The following is a 17,078-nucleotide window of genomic DNA, read 5'->3' on the forward strand; positions in this document are numbered from 1 at the left end:
TGTCACACAGAAGTGGACAATAAACGGGTAACGCAAAGGCAAAGCCATGCAGCTGGACGATCTGAAGATCTTCGTCGCCACCGTCGACGCGCGCAATTTCACGGCGGCCGCCGTCCGTCTGCAGCTGTCGAAACAGTTCGTCAGCCGACGCGTGATGGCGCTGGAGGCGAGCCTCGGCGTGCGGCTGCTGGTGCGCAATACGCGCAAGCTCGCGGTGACGGACCTCGGCTACGAGTTCTATCAGCGTGCCACGCGCATCCTCGGCGACGTCGAGGACGCCGAGCAGGCAATGTCGTCGGGGCGCTCGGACCCGCGCGGACTGCTGCGCGTCAGCGCGCCGATGTCGTTCGGGATGATCCATCTGTCGCCGCTTGTCGCCGCGTTTCTGCGCGCGCATGGCGACGTGCGCATCGATCTGGAGTTGAGCGACCGGGTCGTCGACGTGGTCGGCGAAGGGTTCGACATGGCGCTGCGCATCGGCACGCTTGCGGATTCGACGCTGATCGCGCAAAAGCTCGCTGAAATGCGCATGGTTGCGTGTTGCAGCCCCGCGTATCGCAAGGCGCGACGCCCGCCTGCGACGCCCGACGATCTCGCACGCCACGCGTGCCTGCTATATGGGCAGGAAGCGCGCAGCGGCTGGGAATACATCGTGGATGGCGCGAGCCGGACTATCGAGGTGCATGGCCCGCTGCGCGTCAACAACGGCGAAGTGATCCGCGATGCCGCGATTGCGGGGATCGGCATTGCGCGTCTGCCGGAATTCATCGTGGCCGATGCGCTGGCGAGCGGCAAGCTCGTCGAAGTGCTTGGCGATTTCGTTTCGCCGCCGTTGACCCTGTATGCCGTCTATCCGCAGCATCGGCAGGCTTCCGTCACGATACGCGCGTTCACGCAGTTCCTGCGCGATCGTTTTGCCAAGGCGATACACAGCAGATAGCGCGGCGTTTCTATAGACCAATTGAAAGCTTCTGCGCGCCTCGAATAAGGGCTGGTTACCGTGCGAGCAGCAACGGAACTTTTCGCAGATAATGCGCGTACCTTTGCGGGCGTGTGCAACGGCGCGTGCAACGGCGTGTGCAACGGCGTGTGCAACGGGCGCGCGCGTGAATATGCACGTTCACGCCTGTTCGGCATGCGCATCAGCAAAGCGGATTCAATCAGATAGACCAAAGAGGGACAAACGTGGAACCTACCGAACCGGCCGGCCGTTCATGGCTCTGGCTCATCTTGCTGATCCCCTATGTCGCGCTGCTGTGGCTGCCGTTCTATAACGATACGCGCCCGTCATTCGCCGGCTTTCCTTTCTTCTACTGGTATCAGTTTCTGTGGGTTCCGCTCACGTCGCTGCTGATCTACGTCGTGTACCGGGGCATTAAATGAGCGATCTGAACCCTGTGAATCCGGTCGCGATGACCGTCTTTATCGCATTCTTTCTTCTCGTCACCGTATTGGGTTTCGTCGCCGCGCGCTGGAAAGCTGGCGATCTCACGCAGCTGCACGAGTGGGGCCTGGGCGGCCGGCAATTCGGCACGGTCATTTCGTGGTTTCTGGTGGGCGGCGATTTCTATACGGCCTATACGGTGATCGCAGTGCCCGCACTGGTCTATTCGGTCGGCGCGTATGGCTTCTTTGCGTTGCCTTATACGATCATCGTCTATCCGTTTGTGTTCGCTGTGATGCCGAAGCTGTGGAAGATCGCGCACGCGAAGAACCACATCACGGCAGCCGATTACGTGCAGGGCGAGTACGGCGGCAAGTGGTTCCCGGCGGCAGTCGCGCTGACAGGCATCGTCGCGACGATGCCGTATATCGCGCTGCAGCTGGTCGGCATGCAGGTTGTCATCAAGGGACTTGGCATCTCGGGCGAAGCACCGCTCGTGATCGCGTTCATCATCCTCGCGCTCTATACGTATACGAGCGGCCTGCGCGCACCGGCGATGATCGCGTTCGTCAAGGACATCATGATCTATATCGTCGTGATCGCGGCGGTGTGGCTGATTCCGGCGAAGCTCGGCGGCTACGGCCATGTGTTCGACGCGGCTGACCAGTTCTTCCAGGCGAAGGGCGGCGCGACGGGCATCATCCTCAAGCCGACGCAGTTCACCGCGTACGCATCGCTTGCGCTCGGCTCGGCGCTCGCGGCCTTCATGTATCCGCACACGATGACGGCCGTGCTGTCGTCTTCGTCGATGCAGACCGTGCGCAAGAACGCGATCTTCCTGCCCGCCTATACGCTGCTGCTCGGCCTGATCGCGCTGCTCGGCTATATGGCGATTGCCGCGGGCATTCACGTGAAGTCGCCGTCCGACGTCGTGCCGACGCTGTTCGGCACGCTGTTCCCGTCGTGGTTCGTCGGCTTCGCGGCGGCGGCCATCGCGATCAGCGCGCTGGTGCCCGCCGCCATCATGTCGATCGGCGCGGCGAACCTGTTCACGCGCAATCTGTGGCGTCCGCTGGTGTCGCCGGACATGGCGCCCGCTCAGGAAGCGTCGACGGCGAAGATCGTGTCGCTGGTGGTGAAGTTCGGCGCGCTGCTGTTCATCGTGTTCCTGCCCACGCAGTACGCGATCGACCTGCAACTGCTCGGCGGCGTGTGGATTCTGCAAGTCTTCCCGGCCATCGTGTTCTCGTTGTACACGCGCCGTCTGAACACGCCGGGCCTGTTCCTCGGCTGGCTGGTGGGGATCGTCGTGGGCACGGGTCTCGCGATTTCGCAGGGCCTCAAGCCCGTGTTCGCGCTGCATGTCGGCGATTCGACCTGGCCGCTTTATATTGGCCTGATCGCGCTGGTCGTGAACGTGGTGGTGACGTTCATCGTTTCGCTGGTCACGCCGAAGCGCGCTCACGCCTGATCGCGCTGGTGTTTGCATGGTTCGGCCGAATCCGCCCGCGCAAGCGGCGCGGATTCGGCCGATGTCGTTTCCGGCGTCGCATCGCGGCGTCCACTCGCGCCGCCGATTGTTGCAAAACGCCAGGACATTCGCGCTGTTTTGGTAGGATGCAGCCTTTTCTGCCGATGGTGCGTTAGCGTGAGACAGTCGATACTGTCGTTCCTCCGGGAAATCTCCGTCCGGGCCTGGGCCCATGCAAAACCGCCGCTCATGCGCGCGGTGCAACGTTTGCGTCGTCCGACATGGCGTGGCGTGGCGTTGTCGGTCGCCTCCATTCCCGCGCTCGTTCTGCTGTATGTGCTGATCCTGGTGCCGTTCACGCCGGGCATCGGGGACATCCGCAAGGCGAAGATCGAGCAGCCCGCGCAGATCTATTCGGCGGACGGCAAGCTGATCGCCGAATTCAAGCCGACCAACCGCGTGTGGATGAAGCTCTCCGACATCTCGCCGCATGTCGTCGATGCCTTGATCTCCACGGAAGACCATCGCTTCTACGAGCACCACGGCATCGATTTTCGACGCACGGCGGGCGCGGCGCTGCATACGTTTTCGGGCGACCGCCAGGGCGGATCGACGATCACGCAGCAGCTCGCGCGCAATCTCTATCCCGACGACATCGGCCGCGCGCCGACGCTTACGCGCAAGATCAAGGAAGCGCTGACCGCCTTCAAGATCGAAGCCGTCTATACGAAAAGCGAGATTCTCGAAACGTACCTGAATACAGTGCCGTTTCTCTATAACGCGTACGGCATCGAAATGGCGGCGCGCACATACTTCGACAAGTCCGCCGGCAATCTGACCGTGCTCGAAAGCGCGACGCTGATCGGCATGTTGAAGGGCAACAGCTATTACAACCCGGTGATCAATCCCGAGCGCGCGCTGGACCGCCGCAATATCGTGCTCGGGCAAATGGTGAAATACGGGCGCTTGTCGCCAGCGCAATTCAATTCGCTCAAAGGAAAGCCGCTGCGCGTCGACTTCGAGCGTCAGACGGAGCCGCCCGGTCCCGCGCCGCATTTCGCGCAGCAATTGAAGAAGTGGCTGATCGCATGGGCCGATGCGAACGACTACAACATCTATTCGGATGGACTCGTCGTGCGCACGACGATCGACTCGCGCCTGCAAACCATGGCGACCCAGGCGCTGACGTTCCAGGGCAACCAGTTGCAGTCGATCGCGAATGCGGCGTGGAATGCGCGTAGCGCGTGCAGCGGGCACAAGGATGTGTTCGATGCGTTCATCCGCGAGACGCCCGAGTATCACAGCGCGAAAGATTCGGGCATGAGCGACGAGGATGCGCTCAAGCATCTGTCGGCAGATCGCGGGTTCATGAAAGCGCTATGCGACAGCAAGACGCGCGTGCAGGCCGCATTCGTCGCGATGGACCCGCGCAATGGCGAGATCAAGGCGTGGGTGGGCAGCCGCGACTTTACGCAGGACCCGTTCGATCACGTGTCGCAGGCGCGCCGCCAGCCGGGTTCGACGTTCAAGCCGTTCGTCTACGGCGCGGCGTTCGAACAGGGCGCAAAGCCCGACGATACCTACCCCGATCAGGCTGTCGAAATCCCGCTGGCAGGCGGCGAAATCTGGCGGCCAAGCGACGAAGACGCGCCGAGCGGCCGTCCCATCACGTTGCGCGATGGCCTTGCGTATTCGCGCAACCGCATTACCGCGCAATTGATGGAATCGGTCGGTCCCGCCAGGGTCGCGCGGCTTGCGCGCGCGATGGGCGTGCGCGACAGCCAGCTCGACGCGGTGCCTTCGCTGGCACTGGGCACGAGCCCGGTGACGCTGAAGGAAATGGTGTCGTCGTACGGCACGATCGCGAATGAAGGCGCGTATGTCGCGCCGATGCTCGTCACGCGGATCGAAGACCGCAAGGGCGAAGTGCTCGCCGAGTTCCAGCCGTCGCGCGCCGACCGCGTGATGCCCATTGCTAGCGCGCAAACCTTGCTCGATGTGATGCGCTCGGTCGTCAACAAGGGCACGGGCTCGGCCATTCGCACACGTTTTGGCATTCGGGCCGATGTCGCGGGCAAGACGGGCACGACGCAGGACAACGCGGACGGCTGGTTCATCCTGATGCATCCGCAACTCGTCGCGGGCGCATGGATCGGCTTCAACGACAGCCGCGTGACGTTGCGCAGCGACTACTGGGGGCAGGGCGCGCATAGCGCGTTGCCGATCGTCGGCGATTTCTTCCAGCGTTCGCTGCGCTCGCGTCTCGTCGATCCGCGCGCGAAGTTCGCGGAAGAGCCGCCGCCGGGCATGTTCGATACCTTGCGCATGAAACTGCGCGCGTGGATGGCGTACCTGTTCTCGTCTTCGGCAAAGACGCAGACGCCTGCCACTGCGCCGCGCCCGAAGCCGCGTCCAGCACCGGCTACGCCCGCCGCGCCTGTTGTGCAGAATGCGTCGCCCGTTGCCGAGGCTTCCGCGCCGACGGATATCGAACCGCCGCAGATCATTTCGCCCGCCGCATCGCAGCCGCCGATTCTGCCTGCGCCGGGCGAGGCGAGCGCGCCCGCTGGCGTCAACGGCGAAGCGCCCGCGTTCGCGTCGACGCCTGCTGCAAGCGCGCCCGCATCACAGCCTTGAACTGAAGCTCACTTCTTCGCTTTGCGTTTGGGCGCGGAGGAAGGCGCGGGAGAAGGGGCAGGAGAAGGGGCAGGAGAAGGCGCAGGCGCAGCGGCCGGCTCGATGATCGGATAGGTATGCGGCGCGTAAAAGCGCCCAATTGGCTCGCGCCCGTTGAACTTCTCGAAGTACTCATGCCAGTAATTCGCCGCGGCCCAGACTGCTTCAGGGCATGACGCTCGCGATTCGAGCCCGGGCGTCAGGTCGAAATTCGCCGCGGCGCACACGGTTTCGATCATGCAGGTAGACGGCAAGCCGTAGTTGTCGTGCAACGGATTCGGCGTGCGTGCCGCGCCCCATGCATAAGCGAGCCAGCGCAAAACATGCTCGAGTGCATCGAGCGTCGCGCGTGACTGCTCGAAGCTCGCCACTTTGTCGACCACCTTGTCCTGCGCAATGGGTAGCGCGATGACCGCGATGTTCGGAAAGCGCGACGTGTCGTCGAAATCGGTCAACGGACGCGCGACCACGCCATTCACGCGCGCTGCGAACGCGGGCCCTTCCGGCTGATGCAAAGGCACATGCAAGGCTTCGGCGTTCTTGAGCGTTGCGCTGGCGAGGCGCACGAGAATCGACTCGGACCAGAACGACGGCAGCATGTCGTGCCGCAGATGCGATTGCGCGACGCGCACGCGAAACGCCAGCGTATCGCTGCCGCCCAGCAGCACGACATAGGTCCATGCATCGGGGCCGCCCGCTTGCATATCGAGTACCGCACGCTCACCCCATGCGGTATTGCTCTCGCCTGCGTTGCGCTCGAATGGCGTGAACTGTGGATTCGACTGCGTCGTCGTCGATCGTACGATCTTCAGCATGACCTTGCCTCGTCTTTTTTGATTAACGCGCGCGCAGTTCGAAGCGCGTGGTGGAGTCCGATTGGGAAAGCGCTTTGTCGCTGGAAATGCCGTAGTACATGACCTGCATATCCACGCCGCTGCCCACGCGCGTGAACGACAGGATCGCAACCTGATCGCCGCGCCGGCCGAATTCCTGCTTGAGTGCGAAGCGATGATTCACGCCGAAGCGGTCGGGCACATCCTCGGGATCGGAATGACGCGGCCACGCATTGCCGCCGCCGAAAATCCCCTTGACCGAATTGGCCGCTTCTTTCGCGGTATCGAGCAACGGCGTGCGGATCAACCGCGACGGCGAGGCGATCACTTCGAAGAGCGCCGTGCCCGTCTGCAAATCGTGACCCGATGCGACGCGTCCCCAATGCACGTCGCCCGTCGTGTAGACGACGGGAACGCCCTGGTCCGCAAGCCGGCCGAGGGTCGCTTGCAGCACGTCGAATTGCGCGTAATTCGGCATTTCGGCATCGAAGGTCTTTTTGCGCCAGTTGCTTTCGGGCGGATCGATGAAGAGCGCCTGGCCCGAAGCGAGCAGGCCGACAACGGGTCGTCCCGCTGCCCGCGCATCGACGAGATCGTGTTCCCAGGCCTGCATCGCTGCAACGGCTTTAGGGCCCATCAACGATTTGAACGTACTGTCGCGGTCGCAGCGCATATCGACGAACAGCATTTTCAACGGCTCGACGTCGAGCCGGATCGCACCGCCCGCGCCGCCCGGCGCGCCGCCGATCTGATAGTCCTCGTACAGTGCGCGCGCCGTGTCGCCGAGCAACTGGCGCGATCCGTCCGTCCACGTATCGGGCAACTGCTTTTGGGCAAACGGATAGTTGTTCCAGAACTCGTGATCGTCGGGAATGCACACGACGGGCGCGCGCTCCAGTACCGATTGCAACCCCGGCACGCGCAACGCGCCGGAAAGCCAGTTGAGGTAGTACTTGTTGGCGAGCAGACGCGCGCGGTCCGGGTTCTGATCGGGGACGCGCTGCGTGAGCGGCAGGTCGAGGTACACCTGGTCGCCCGCGAGCACGGTCAGATGCGGTTGCACCTTGATCTGCGAGACGATCGTGCCGAGCAGTCCGTCGATATCTTCCGGCTGCGAATAGCACGACGACAACAGGATATTGAAGCTGCCGTCCATCAGTGTCGGCACTTCTTTCGGCAACGAAGTACTGGCGAATTCGAACCGTTCGCCACCTGCGTCGATCACGATCTGTCGCGGCCGCGATTCGTCCCGCACGTCGAAGCGCAGCACGCATTGATGATTGATGGACTGGCCGTTGCCGTCGACGCTGAAATCGCGAATCGGAAAGAACGCGGGCGGATCGAGCGGCACGGCCGCTTGCCGGTCGATGGAAACCTGCGGCACGGGCGGCGCGGCCACGCCGAACATGCCGATCCATAGCTGCAATACGCCCGGCTTGCTGGCCTGCACATAAGCCGTCAGTAGCATCGGTGCACCTTTGTCTTTTTCGTCTTATGAAAGGTATTTGTCTGGTTCGAATAAGACGAGGCTAGTCGATGCAAACTGAATTGCAACCGGAAAACGCGTTAATGCCTTGCGTGATCGAAGGTGCCAACGCGCTTTTACGCAAAGCGCTCTTGTTGAAGGATGCGAATCATCGAGTGCGCGTTGCGTTGCGCAGCGTCCTCGAAGCAGTTGTTGAACACGACATGCGTGCGCCCCGCGCGTTTCGCGATTTCCCGCACGGGCACGGCGATGTCTTCCAGTTCGCGCTCGGTATAGTCGTAATTGAAGCGGCCCGCGGCCGTCGTGCTGCCGCTCCAGGTGTCCGCGTTGCGGCCGTGCAGGCGCACGATCACCAGTTCCGGCGAGGTCGCTTCCCATACGGTATGCGCGCGATTCGGCACGCCTTCGGGCGCATCCATCACGACATGTACGAGGCCGTGTTCGCGTTCGAATGCGAGCGTCGATTCGCGATGGCGGTCGTCGAACCAGCTCGCGTTGCGGAATTCGAATGCCGTCAGATAGGGCGTCATCCGGTCCGCGCAGTGCCGCACGTGTGATGTGTCGCGCGGCGCGGTGGAGATCCACGGCGCGAACTGGAACAGCACGGCGCCGAGCTTGCCCGCTTTGCGCAGCGGCTCCAGCGCCTCGAAGAAGCGCCGCCACATCTCGTCGACGAGGTCTGGCGGCACGTCGCGGTAGTAGAGGTTTCGTTTATCGCTTTGCGGCAGCAGCGGCTGAATGTCGGGCGGGAAGAACTTGCGCTCCGTCTGATGCCCGGTGAAAAGCCGGAATGCCTTGACGTTGAACGTGAAGTGCTCGGGCGTGCGCTCGGCCCACAGCGCGCTGGTTGCCGCGCTGGGCATCGCGTAGTACGACGCATCGACTTCGACCATAGGAAACTGGCTCGAATAGAAACGCAGCCGTGCCTCGGCGCTGTTGCAGCCCTTCGGGTAGAAGCGGCCGGATTTGATGAGCGTGGCGTCCGTCCACGACGCCGTCCCGACTTCGATCGACATGGCTCGTCTTCCGTGCAGGTCAGTGCGGCCATCGTACTGCATGTGCCCGCGGATCATGAGCACGCTGAGTACGGCGCGCGCCCGTATGTGCGTCGCGCCGCATTGGTGCAAACCCGGGTTCAGAACAATTTACGCACGACCGTTATAGAAAGTGGAAGCCATTCGAAGATGCAGTCATTCCCTGCACTGACGCTTTCACGCGGCGGCCGGCGCCGCAGAGTACATCCGGACAGTGGCCGTGCAACGGAGCGGTGCTCTTCGAATGGGTCCGTCTGCATAGGGCGATACGCGCCTGTTTCGTCTACCCAGACATAAGTGCTACGATGCCTGGGTGACGACGATGGAGGTGGAAATGGCGACCTATGCTATCGATGCCGTACGCATTAACCCTATGACTGACCGCGTCACCCACGTCCGTTGGGCTCTCGTCAATCCGAAAACGAATGAATGGCTTTCGCCGCACGAAATCGTCGAAGTCGCGGACGTCGTGACGGCCATTCATGCGGGCAATGCCGTGTGGTCGTTCTTCACGCTGGGCGGCCTGAATCTGCTGGGCCCGAAGATCAAAACGGTCTCGCATGCCGACGGCCACGACGGGATCGATACCGAAGTACCGGACGGCCACGTCGAGAAATTCATCGACGACCTGCCGCGCGTCTGATTTTTCAGGCGCGCGATGTTCTAAGGGCGAAGGCCCGATTTCCGGTAGGTGCGCGCGGGCCGCGTTCGTCGCGGCTGCCGCGCGTTCCGCGCTGCATTGCGGCTGCGCACAAAATCCTGTGCCGGGGCTAGTTGCAGCATTGATTCATGCGATGCTTTTGCACGTGCGCTTTGCACGTGCGCTTTGCACGTGCATTACGCATCTACAATGCGTGAGTCACCGTGTTTCGCACCCGAAACCCATTGCCAAAAAACAACTGAACCGACGAGGCCGCGCGCTTCGGAGGAGACACAGCCATGACGAATATGTACGAAGCGGGGCTCGCCCGCCGCGAAGCCAATCATGTTCCGCTGACGCCGATCGATTTCATTGCGCGGGCCGCCGAAGTCTATGGCGACCGGCTGGCCGTCGTGCATGGCGACATGCGCCGCACGTGGCGCGAGACGTATGAGCGAGCGCGGCGTCTTGCGAGTGCGCTGCAACGCGCGGGCGTCGCGCGCGGCGAGACCGTGGCGGCGCTGCTGCCGAACATTCCACCGATGATCGAAGCGCATTTCGGCGTGCCGATGGCGGGCGCCGTGCTCAATACGCTGAATACCCGGCTGGATGCCGCGTCGATCCTGTATATGCTGCGGCATGGCGAGGCGAAAGTGCTGATTGTCGATAGCGAATACGGAGAGCTTGCGTTGCGTGCCGCGCGCGAGTTTCCGCAATTGCGCATTATCAGTGTCAGCGATGCGCAGCCCGCCGATACTCGCCATTTCCCGAACGCGACCGACTACGAAGCTTTCCTGCAAGAAGGCGATCCGCAGTTCGCGTGGGCGCTGCCCGCCGACGAATGGGACGCCATCGCGCTCAACTACACGTCGGGCACGACGGGCGAGCCGAAGGGCGTCGTCTATCACCATCGCGGCGCCTATCTGAACGCGCTCAGCAATATCCTCGAATGGGATATGCCGAAGCATGCGGTGTATCTGTGGACACTGCCGCTCTTCCACTGCAACGGCTGGTGTTTTCCATGGACCGTCGCGGCGCGCGCGGGCGTCAATGTGTGCCTGCGCAAATTCGATCCGAAGCTGGTATTCGAACTGATTCGCCGCGAGCGCATTACGCATTATTGCGGCGCGCCCATCGTGCAAAGCGCGCTGGCGAACGCGCCTGCCGAATGGCGCGACGGAATTGCGCACCGCGTCTCGACGATGGTGGCGGGCGCGGCGCCGTCGCCTGCCGTGATTGCCCGCATGAAGGCGATCGGTTTTGATCTGACGCACGTGTACGGCTTGACGGAAGTGTATGGGCCCGCCTCCGTCTGCGCGAAGCAGGACTCATGGGATGTGCTCGACGACGACGAACGCGCGCGGCTCAACGCGCGTCAGGGCGTGCGCTACCACTTGCAGGCAGCCGTCGACGTGCGCGATCCCGATACGCTCGAACCCGTGCCGCGCGACGGCGAGACGATCGGCGAACTGATGTTTCGCGGCAATATCTGCATGAAGGGCTATCTGAAGAACGAGCGCGCCACCGAGGCCGCATTCCGTGGCGGCTGGTTTCATACGGGCGATCTCGGCGTGATCACCGAAGACGGCTATGTGCGCATCAAGGACCGGAGCAAGGACATCATCATTTCCGGCGGCGAGAACATTTCGAGCATCGAAATAGAGGATGCGCTGTACCGGCATCCTGCCGTGTCGGTGGCCGCCGTGGTTGCGATGCCGGACGCGAAATGGGGCGAGGTGCCTTGCGCATTCGTCGAACTGAAGGACGGCGCGGACGCGAGCGCCGAGGAAATCATTGCGCATTGCCGTCAATTGCTCGCCGGATTCAAATTGCCTAAAGCAGTCTTCTTCGGCGAATTGCCAAAAACCTCGACGGGAAAGATCCAGAAATTCGAATTGCGCGCGCGCGTGAAGTCGTCGAGCGCGATCGATCAGGAGCCGGAGAAAAAGTAGCATGCTTATGGTCTGATCATCGCAAACCTAGAGCCCATGCCGCTTTCCGCATCTATCAAAGCACCGGGTATGACGCGCACGCACGGGAATGAATGCTAGAATCCTGAGTAAATCAGGGAAGCGACCTTGGTTCTTCAAGGTTCATGGCGAATTCCAGTACGCGTCATGCGGGTTTTTCGCCGCCATTCAATCTGTCGAAACGCGCTGACAACTTCATTCGGCAGAAGTTGATGGATCCGTATTAAGGCTTCGCTGCAAGTGTGAAGCGAATAATCTATTTAACGCGTGCTAATTGGCCGCGTAATTCGATACGTTATCGGCACGTTATGAAAGAGCGAGAGGAACATCGGACGCTCGACCTCGACGGTCAAGCTCGTGAGCGGCTGGTCTTGTGGATCCGTCGCCGCATGGATGAATTTGGCATTACGCTTGAAGCGCTCGAAGAGGCGCTAATCGCGGACGCCGCCGTGCCGAGGTACCGCGATGCATTCGGACACGAATGGGACGGCAAGGGCGACCGCCCCGACTGGCTCACGCGCGCCATCAACGCAGGTCAGGACATCGAGCATTTCCGCGTCTGAGCGCCGCATTCGCGGGCGCTTCACTGATTCCGTTTTTTCGCTTTCCGTTTTCAGTTCACGCGCCGCGCGACTGTTTTCATGGAGACTCCGCCATGTCCGACATGACCTCGCAACAGGCTGGATACAGCAGCGAAGAATGGGCGACGCGCTGCGAGCTTGCCGCGCTGTACCGGCTGGTCGCGCATTTCCGCATGACCGATCTGATCGACACGCACATCACGGCGCGCGTGCCGGGTCCCGAGCACCACTTTCTGATCAACCGCTATGGCGTGCTTTTTCACGAGATGCGCGCGTCGGATCTCGTGAAGATCGATCGCGACGGGCGCGTTCTGGAAGCGGCGGACAAGGTCGCTGCCGATCCGAAGCGTTATCGCGTGAATGCGGCGGGCTTCACGATCCATTCGGCCGTGCACACCGCGCGGCCTGATCTGCACTTTGTGATTCACACGCACACGCCGGCGGGTTCGGCTGTGTCCGCGCAAAAGCAGGGGTTGCTGCCCATCAGTCAGCATGCGCTGAAGTTCTACGGCGCGCTCGCGTATCACGACTACGAAGGCATTGCGCTCGATCTCGGCGAGCGCGAGCGCCTCGTCGCTGATCTCGGATCTTGCAACGCGATGATCCTGCGCAATCACGGTTTGCTGGCGGGCGGCAAGTCGGCGGCAACGGCGTTTCAGGAGATTTACTTCCTCGAACGCGCGTGTCAGATCCAGATCGACGCACTCGCGGGCAATGCGGAATTGACGCTGCCGCCCGAGCATGTGCGCAAGCTAACGGCCAGCCAGTTCGCGCGCGACGATGAGGAAGGCATCGCCGAACTGGCGTGGGAATCGGCGTTGCGGCTGATCGATAATCCGGTTTCGGATTACCGCAGTTGACCCACGGCGCGGCGCCACGAATCGCAGACGAAAAAAAGCCCGCGTCAAAGCGGGCGTCTAAAAACTGCTCGGAGTTTCGTTGCGCGATTTGACTCGCGCAACGCATCCTAACCTTCATTTGTGAACAGGCGATGAACCTTGCATCGAATGCATACGAGGCTCACGCACTGTGCGTCGCATCACAGGTCGAAGAACACCGTTTCCTGCGGGCCCTGCATGTGGATGTCGAAGCGATAGACCGCTTTGCCGCCTTTCGCTTCACGCTTTGCGACCAACGTCGCGCGGCGTTCGGCGGGCACGCTCGCGAGCACGGGGTCTTTGTCGTTCGCGGCCGTTTCGTCGTCGAAGTAGACGCGCGTGAACGTGTGCAGCAGCATGCCGCGCATCGTCACGATCACGTTCAGATGCGGCGCTTCGTCAGGCGACGCGCGACCCGGCTTCACCGTTTCGAAGATGAAGCGCTTCTGCGGGTCCGTGCCCGTGCCGAAGCGCGCAAAGCCGCGAAAGCCCGTCTTCGCCACGTCTTCGCGCGACTGCGGATAGCGGCCTTCGCTGTCCACCTGCTGCACTTCGATCATCGCGTCGCCGATCGCCGCGCCGTCGCCGTCGAATACCTGGCCGATCAGTGTGATGTGCTCGCCCGCTGCCTCGCGGTCCGCCAGTTCGTTCGTAAAGAGGCTCTTCAGGTCGAAATTGTATTGCTCGGGGCACAGGCCGTATGCGAAGTACGGTCCGACCGTCTGCGAAGGGGTTTGCTTAAGCGTCGTCATGATTAGCGCTCCATCGGAGTTTCGTTCGGGCCGCGCAGCACGATGTCGAATTCATAGCCGAGCGCGTAGTTTTCCTGGGTGACGTCGAGCGTGAAGCGCGAGATCAGGCGGTCGCGGGCGCCTTCCGGCGTGCCCTGGAAGATCGGGTCGTACTGCAGGAGCGGGTCGCCCGGGAAGTACATCTGCGTGACGAGACGCGAGCCGAAGTAGTCGCCGAACAGCGAGAAGTGAATGTGGTTCGGACGCCACGCGTTCGGGTGATTGCCCCACGGATACGCACCCGGCTTGATCGTCATGAAGCGGTAGCGGCCGTCATTGTCGGTCAGGCAGCGGCCCGCGCCGAGGAAATTCGGATCGAGCGGTGCGTCGTGCTGATCGTTCTTGTGCACGTAGCGGCCGGCTGCATTCGCCTGCCACACTTCGACCAGGGTGTTGCGCACCGGGCGGCCGCCTTCGTCGAGCACGCGGCCCGTCACGATGATGCGTTCGCCAAGCGGCTCGCCGTTCTTTGCAGCATTGCGCGTCAGGTCGTTGTCGAGCGCGCCGAGGTCTTCCGCGCCGTAGACGGGCACGCGCTGGTCGCGCAGGCGCTCCTTCAGCGGAATCAGCGGGCGGGTCGGGCCGCGCTTGACGGACGATCCATACGGCGAATGCACATAGGCGGGATGCGAAGGAAAGTCGCGCGGACTCAGAATGGAATCGTCCATCAGGTGTCTCCTTGGGGGATTCGATTTGGGCTAGTGGATGACGTGACTTTATAGAAGCCGAGAAGTTATGCAAAATGACGTTTTTTCCCATCTCGTATAACGATCCGTTATGCAACGCAGCCTCGCGGACAGCCGCGTCAAATTCCGGCATCTGCAGTGCTTTCTTGCCGTCGCGCAGTTCGGCGGCGTGCAGAAAGCGGCGCAGAGCCTGTCGATCACGCAGCCGGCTGTGTCGAAGACGGTGGCCGAACTGGAAGAAATTCTCGGCGTGCGCCTGTTCGAGCGCGGCCGGCATGGCGCCGTGCCGACGCGCGAAGGCCAGCTCTTCATGCCGCATGCCAGCGCCTGCGTGAGCGCGCTGCGCCAGGGCGTCGATCTGCTTGCGCGCGTGGAAGGCGAGGCTGCCGCGACACTCGATATCGGCGTGCTGCCGACCGTCGCGACATCGCTCGTGCCGCCCGTGATGCGCCTGTTCGGCGAGCAGTGGCCGAACGCGATCGTGCGGCTCAAGACGGGCTCGAATACCGAACTGCTGGAGCGCCTGAAGGCGGGCGCAATCGAGTTCGCGGTCGGCAGGCTGGCCGATCCCGAGCGCATGGTGGGGCTGACGTTCGAGCAGCTATATAGCGAGCCGCTCGTCGCCGTGGTGCGCGCGGGGCATGCGCTGGCGTCGGGCCCGCTGTCGTCCGCCACGCGTTTGCTGGAGTTTTCGGTCGTCGTGCCACCGTACGGGACGCTGATCCGGCAGTCGGCGGAAAGCCTGCTGCGCGCGTGGGCTGTGCCGCCGCTGTCGTCGTTCGTCGAGGTGCTGTCGGTGTCGGTGGGGCGCGCGCTCGCGCTCGAAAACGATGCCGTGTGGTTCGTGCCGCGCAGCGCAATCGAGTACGAACTGGCGCACGGCTTGCTGGTGCCCTTGCCGTTGCCCATTGCCGGCACGGAGGAACCCGTCGGCCTGATTCTGCGCTCGGACACGCAGCCGACGCCCGTCGGCCGCGCGCTGATCGATGCCGTGCGCAAGGTCGCGCGCGAGCGGCTTGCGCGCCATGTGCAGGCGCGCGCCGAAGATGGGCGGAGCAAGCGCCCGGCGAAGGGCCGCACGAAGCGCGACGCCGGGAATGACGTCAAAGTCGACGCGGGTGTTGACGCGGGTGTTGACGTAACGCGCGACGCGAGCCAAGGTTTAACACCGCGCGCCACGAAGCCACGAGGGGACAAAGCCTCGGGAACGTCACGCAGGAAGGTGCGTCTTTGAACCGACTAGTACAAAATCGAGGTTGCACGAGTGGTGCTGCGCGGTGTAAAACACGGTGCGCGGCGCGCCGATCCACACGCTTGCCGAGTTGAAACAGCACGACCATGGAGATGCATATGCCCAGCGACCTGCCGACCCCTGCCGACGCGCTCAAGGCCGTTGCGGACCCTGAGCACAATCCGCTCGGCACGGCCGGCATCGAGTTCGTCGAATTTGCCGCGCGCCATCCGCGCATACTCGCCGACACCTTCGTGAAGCTCGGCTTCAAGCCGATTGCGCGCCACATCAGCAAGGACGTGACGCTGTTCCGTCAGGCCGATATGAATTTTCTGCTGAACGCGGAGCCGGATTCGTTCGCCGAGCGGTATGCGGAAGAATACGGCGTGGGCATCTGCGCGATTGGTATTCGCGTGGCGGATGCGCAGCGCGCTTTTGACCGCGCGACGGAGCTCGGCGCGTGGTCGTTCGAAGGCGAGCGGGTCGGCAAGGGCGAGCTGACGATTCCCGCCATTCAGGGGATCGGCGATTCACACATCTATTTCGTCGACCGCTGGCGCGGACGCGGCGGCCAGAAGGGCGGCCTTGGCGACATCTCGATCTTCGACATCGACTTTCGGCCGATTGAGCCGAGTACCGCGCAGGCCGACCTGAGCCACGCGGGCACGGGCCTGATCGCCGTCGATCATTTAACGCAAACGGTCGGCGCTGGCCGCATGCAGGAGTGGATCGACTTCTATCGCGAGCTGCTGAACTTCCGTGAGATTCACGAGTTGCATGCGAACTGGCATGTGTCGGCGGAATCGCGCGTGATGGTGTCGCCGTGCGGCGCGATCCGCATTCCGCTGTACGAGGAAGGCACGCGGCGCACGAGTCTGATGCATGAATATTTGCCCGATCATCCGGGCGAGGGGGTGCAGCACATCGCGCTTGCCACGGAGGATATCTTTGCCTGTGTCGATCAGTTGCTGGCCAACGGCATCGAGCTGGTTGAGCCGCCGCCCGCGTATTACGAGCAGATCGATACGCGTTTGCCGGGGCATGGGCTCGATATCGAGCGGTTGAAGCGGGGGCGCATTCTGGTCGATGGAGAGATTGGCGCGGACGGTGTGCCGTTGTTGTTCTTTCAGACTTTTGTGCTGCGGCGCGAGGGCGATATCTTCTTCGAAATCGTGCAGCGGAAAGGGCACCATGGATTTGGTGAGGGTAATCTTGGGGCGCTTGCGCAGGCTCGGTTGGTGGGGTGAGTTGTTGCCTTTGGTTTTTTTTGAGGTTTGCGCTGGCATTGCGATATGCCTTTTTTGGTTTGCGCGTCGCGGTTCGCTTTTGCTTTTGCTTTCGCTGGCATCCGCGATGCGTTATCTCGCTTCAGGCGTCGCCCCTGTGCGGGGCGGCACCTACTTTTCTTTGCCGCCGC

15 protein-coding genes are annotated in these 17,078 nt (G+C 62.5%); 10 read left to right on the top strand and 5 right to left on the bottom strand.

All coding sequences use genetic code 11. The annotated features are described in order from the left end of the window. Positions 1-46 precede the first annotated feature (46 nt). From KFO72_RS22565 to KFO72_RS22580, 4 genes are all read left to right on the top strand, one after another. The gene (locus KFO72_RS22565) at positions 47-940 is read left to right on the top strand and encodes a LysR family transcriptional regulator (protein ID WP_035997750.1); all 894 of its coding nucleotides are present in this window, start codon (positions 47-49) and stop codon (positions 938-940) included. A gap of 245 nt (positions 941-1,185) precedes the next feature. After that, complete coding sequence (locus tag KFO72_RS22570; RefSeq protein WP_054933538.1) at positions 1,186-1,383, top strand: DUF3311 domain-containing protein; 198 nt, start codon at positions 1,186-1,188, stop codon at positions 1,381-1,383. Further along, complete coding sequence (mctP, locus tag KFO72_RS22575; protein WP_062917145.1) at positions 1,380-2,855, top strand: monocarboxylate uptake permease MctP; 1,476 nt, start codon at positions 1,380-1,382, stop codon at positions 2,853-2,855. Before KFO72_RS22570 ends, mctP begins: the two co-directional genes overlap by 4 nt. 249 nt (positions 2,856-3,104) lie before the next feature. Beyond that, positions 3,105-5,492: a penicillin-binding protein 1A gene (locus tag KFO72_RS22580; RefSeq protein ID WP_225033081.1), complete on the top strand. Its 2,388-nt coding sequence runs from the start codon at positions 3,105-3,107 to the stop codon at positions 5,490-5,492. Between the two features lie 8 nt (positions 5,493-5,500). Here KFO72_RS22580 and KFO72_RS22585 read toward each other — a convergent pair whose 3' ends face one another. The 3 genes from KFO72_RS22585 to KFO72_RS22595 all read right to left on the bottom strand — a co-directional run bounded on the left by KFO72_RS22585 (position 5,501) and on the right by KFO72_RS22595 (position 8,866). Then, positions 5,501-6,346 carry a hypothetical protein gene (locus KFO72_RS22585; protein WP_225033075.1) on the bottom strand — a complete coding sequence of 282 codons (846 nt, stop codon included), beginning with the start codon at positions 6,344-6,346 and terminating at the stop codon, positions 5,501-5,503. A gap of 22 nt (positions 6,347-6,368) precedes the next feature. Continuing rightward, positions 6,369-7,832, bottom strand: coding sequence for a hypothetical protein (locus KFO72_RS22590; RefSeq protein ID WP_225033076.1), 1,464 nt, complete (start codon positions 7,830-7,832; stop codon positions 6,369-6,371). Between the two features lie 134 nt (positions 7,833-7,966). After that, positions 7,967-8,866 (bottom strand): DUF72 domain-containing protein, encoded by a 900-nt coding sequence (locus KFO72_RS22595; protein ID WP_225033077.1) that lies wholly within the window; start codon positions 8,864-8,866, stop codon positions 7,967-7,969. 352 nt (positions 8,867-9,218) lie between these two features. On the opposite strand from KFO72_RS22595, the gene KFO72_RS22600 reads away from it, so the two are divergent. The 4 genes from KFO72_RS22600 to KFO72_RS22615 all read left to right on the top strand — a co-directional run bounded on the left by KFO72_RS22600 (position 9,219) and on the right by KFO72_RS22615 (position 12,935). Next, positions 9,219-9,527, top strand: a complete 309-nt coding sequence (locus tag KFO72_RS22600) for a hypothetical protein (protein WP_036001651.1) — start codon at positions 9,219-9,221, stop codon at positions 9,525-9,527. Positions 9,528-9,823: 296 nt separating this feature from the next. After that, the gene (locus KFO72_RS22605; protein ID WP_054933543.1) at positions 9,824-11,476 is read left to right on the top strand and encodes an acyl-CoA synthetase; all 1,653 of its coding nucleotides are present in this window, start codon (positions 9,824-9,826) and stop codon (positions 11,474-11,476) included. Between the two features lie 326 nt (positions 11,477-11,802). Then, positions 11,803-12,057, top strand: a complete 255-nt coding sequence (locus KFO72_RS22610) for an H-NS family nucleoid-associated regulatory protein (protein ID WP_035997725.1) — start codon at positions 11,803-11,805, stop codon at positions 12,055-12,057. A gap of 92 nt (positions 12,058-12,149) precedes the next feature. Continuing rightward, on the top strand, positions 12,150-12,935 hold the full coding sequence (locus KFO72_RS22615; RefSeq protein ID WP_176054609.1) for a class II aldolase/adducin family protein: 786 nt from the start codon (positions 12,150-12,152) through the stop codon (positions 12,933-12,935). Between the two features lie 179 nt (positions 12,936-13,114). Here the strand turns inward: KFO72_RS22615 and pcaG are convergent, their stop codons facing one another. Continuing rightward, complete coding sequence (gene pcaG / locus KFO72_RS22620) at positions 13,115-13,705, bottom strand: protocatechuate 3,4-dioxygenase subunit alpha (protein ID WP_225033078.1); 591 nt, start codon at positions 13,703-13,705, stop codon at positions 13,115-13,117. Between the two features lie 2 nt (positions 13,706-13,707). Continuing rightward, positions 13,708-14,412 (bottom strand): protocatechuate 3,4-dioxygenase subunit beta, encoded by a 705-nt coding sequence (gene pcaH / locus KFO72_RS22625; RefSeq protein WP_062917141.1) that lies wholly within the window; start codon positions 14,410-14,412, stop codon positions 13,708-13,710. 109 nt (positions 14,413-14,521) lie between these two features. Between pcaH and pcaQ the strand changes: the two genes are divergently transcribed. Together pcaQ and KFO72_RS22635 are read left to right on the top strand one after the other, a co-directional pair. Next, the gene (gene pcaQ, locus KFO72_RS22630) at positions 14,522-15,664 is read left to right on the top strand and encodes a pca operon transcription factor PcaQ (RefSeq protein ID WP_225033079.1); all 1,143 of its coding nucleotides are present in this window, start codon (positions 14,522-14,524) and stop codon (positions 15,662-15,664) included. A 116-nt stretch (positions 15,665-15,780) separates the two neighbouring features. Continuing rightward, positions 15,781-16,908 carry a 4-hydroxyphenylpyruvate dioxygenase family protein gene (locus KFO72_RS22635; protein WP_060607096.1) on the top strand — a complete coding sequence of 376 codons (1,128 nt, stop codon included), beginning with the start codon at positions 15,781-15,783 and terminating at the stop codon, positions 16,906-16,908. Positions 16,909-17,078 lie beyond the last annotated feature (170 nt).

The sequence above is a fragment of the Paraburkholderia sp. XV genome (assembly GCF_020177535.1).
In the GTDB taxonomy this organism is placed as follows: Bacteria; Pseudomonadota; Gammaproteobacteria; order Burkholderiales; family Burkholderiaceae; genus Paraburkholderia; species Paraburkholderia caribensis.

Coding starts and splice junctions, on each gene's coding strand:
- KFO72_RS22565 (WP_035997750.1), top strand. CDS start 47: ATGCAGCTGGACGATCTGAAGATCTTCGTCGCCACCGTCGACGCGCGC.
- mctP (WP_062917145.1), top strand. CDS start 1,380: ATGAGCGATCTGAACCCTGTGAATCCGGTCGCGATGACCGTCTTTATC.
- KFO72_RS22580 (WP_225033081.1), top strand. CDS start 3,105: ATGCGCGCGGTGCAACGTTTGCGTCGTCCGACATGGCGTGGCGTGGCG.
- KFO72_RS22585 (WP_225033075.1), bottom strand. CDS start 6,346: ATGCTGAAGATCGTACGATCGACGACGACGCAGTCGAATCCACAGTTC.
- KFO72_RS22590 (WP_225033076.1), bottom strand. CDS start 7,832: ATGCTACTGACGGCTTATGTGCAGGCCAGCAAGCCGGGCGTATTGCAG.
- KFO72_RS22595 (WP_225033077.1), bottom strand. CDS start 8,866: ATGTCGATCGAAGTCGGGACGGCGTCGTGGACGGACGCCACGCTCATC.
- KFO72_RS22600 (WP_036001651.1), top strand. CDS start 9,219: ATGGCGACCTATGCTATCGATGCCGTACGCATTAACCCTATGACTGAC.
- KFO72_RS22605 (WP_054933543.1), top strand. CDS start 9,824: ATGACGAATATGTACGAAGCGGGGCTCGCCCGCCGCGAAGCCAATCAT.
- KFO72_RS22610 (WP_035997725.1), top strand. CDS start 11,803: ATGAAAGAGCGAGAGGAACATCGGACGCTCGACCTCGACGGTCAAGCT.
- KFO72_RS22615 (WP_176054609.1), top strand. CDS start 12,150: ATGTCCGACATGACCTCGCAACAGGCTGGATACAGCAGCGAAGAATGG.
- pcaG (WP_225033078.1), bottom strand. CDS start 13,705: ATGACGACGCTTAAGCAAACCCCTTCGCAGACGGTCGGACCGTACTTC.
- pcaH (WP_062917141.1), bottom strand. CDS start 14,412: ATGGACGATTCCATTCTGAGTCCGCGCGACTTTCCTTCGCATCCCGCC.
- pcaQ (WP_225033079.1), top strand. CDS start 14,522: ATGCAACGCAGCCTCGCGGACAGCCGCGTCAAATTCCGGCATCTGCAG.
- KFO72_RS22635 (WP_060607096.1), top strand. CDS start 15,781: ATGCCCAGCGACCTGCCGACCCCTGCCGACGCGCTCAAGGCCGTTGCG.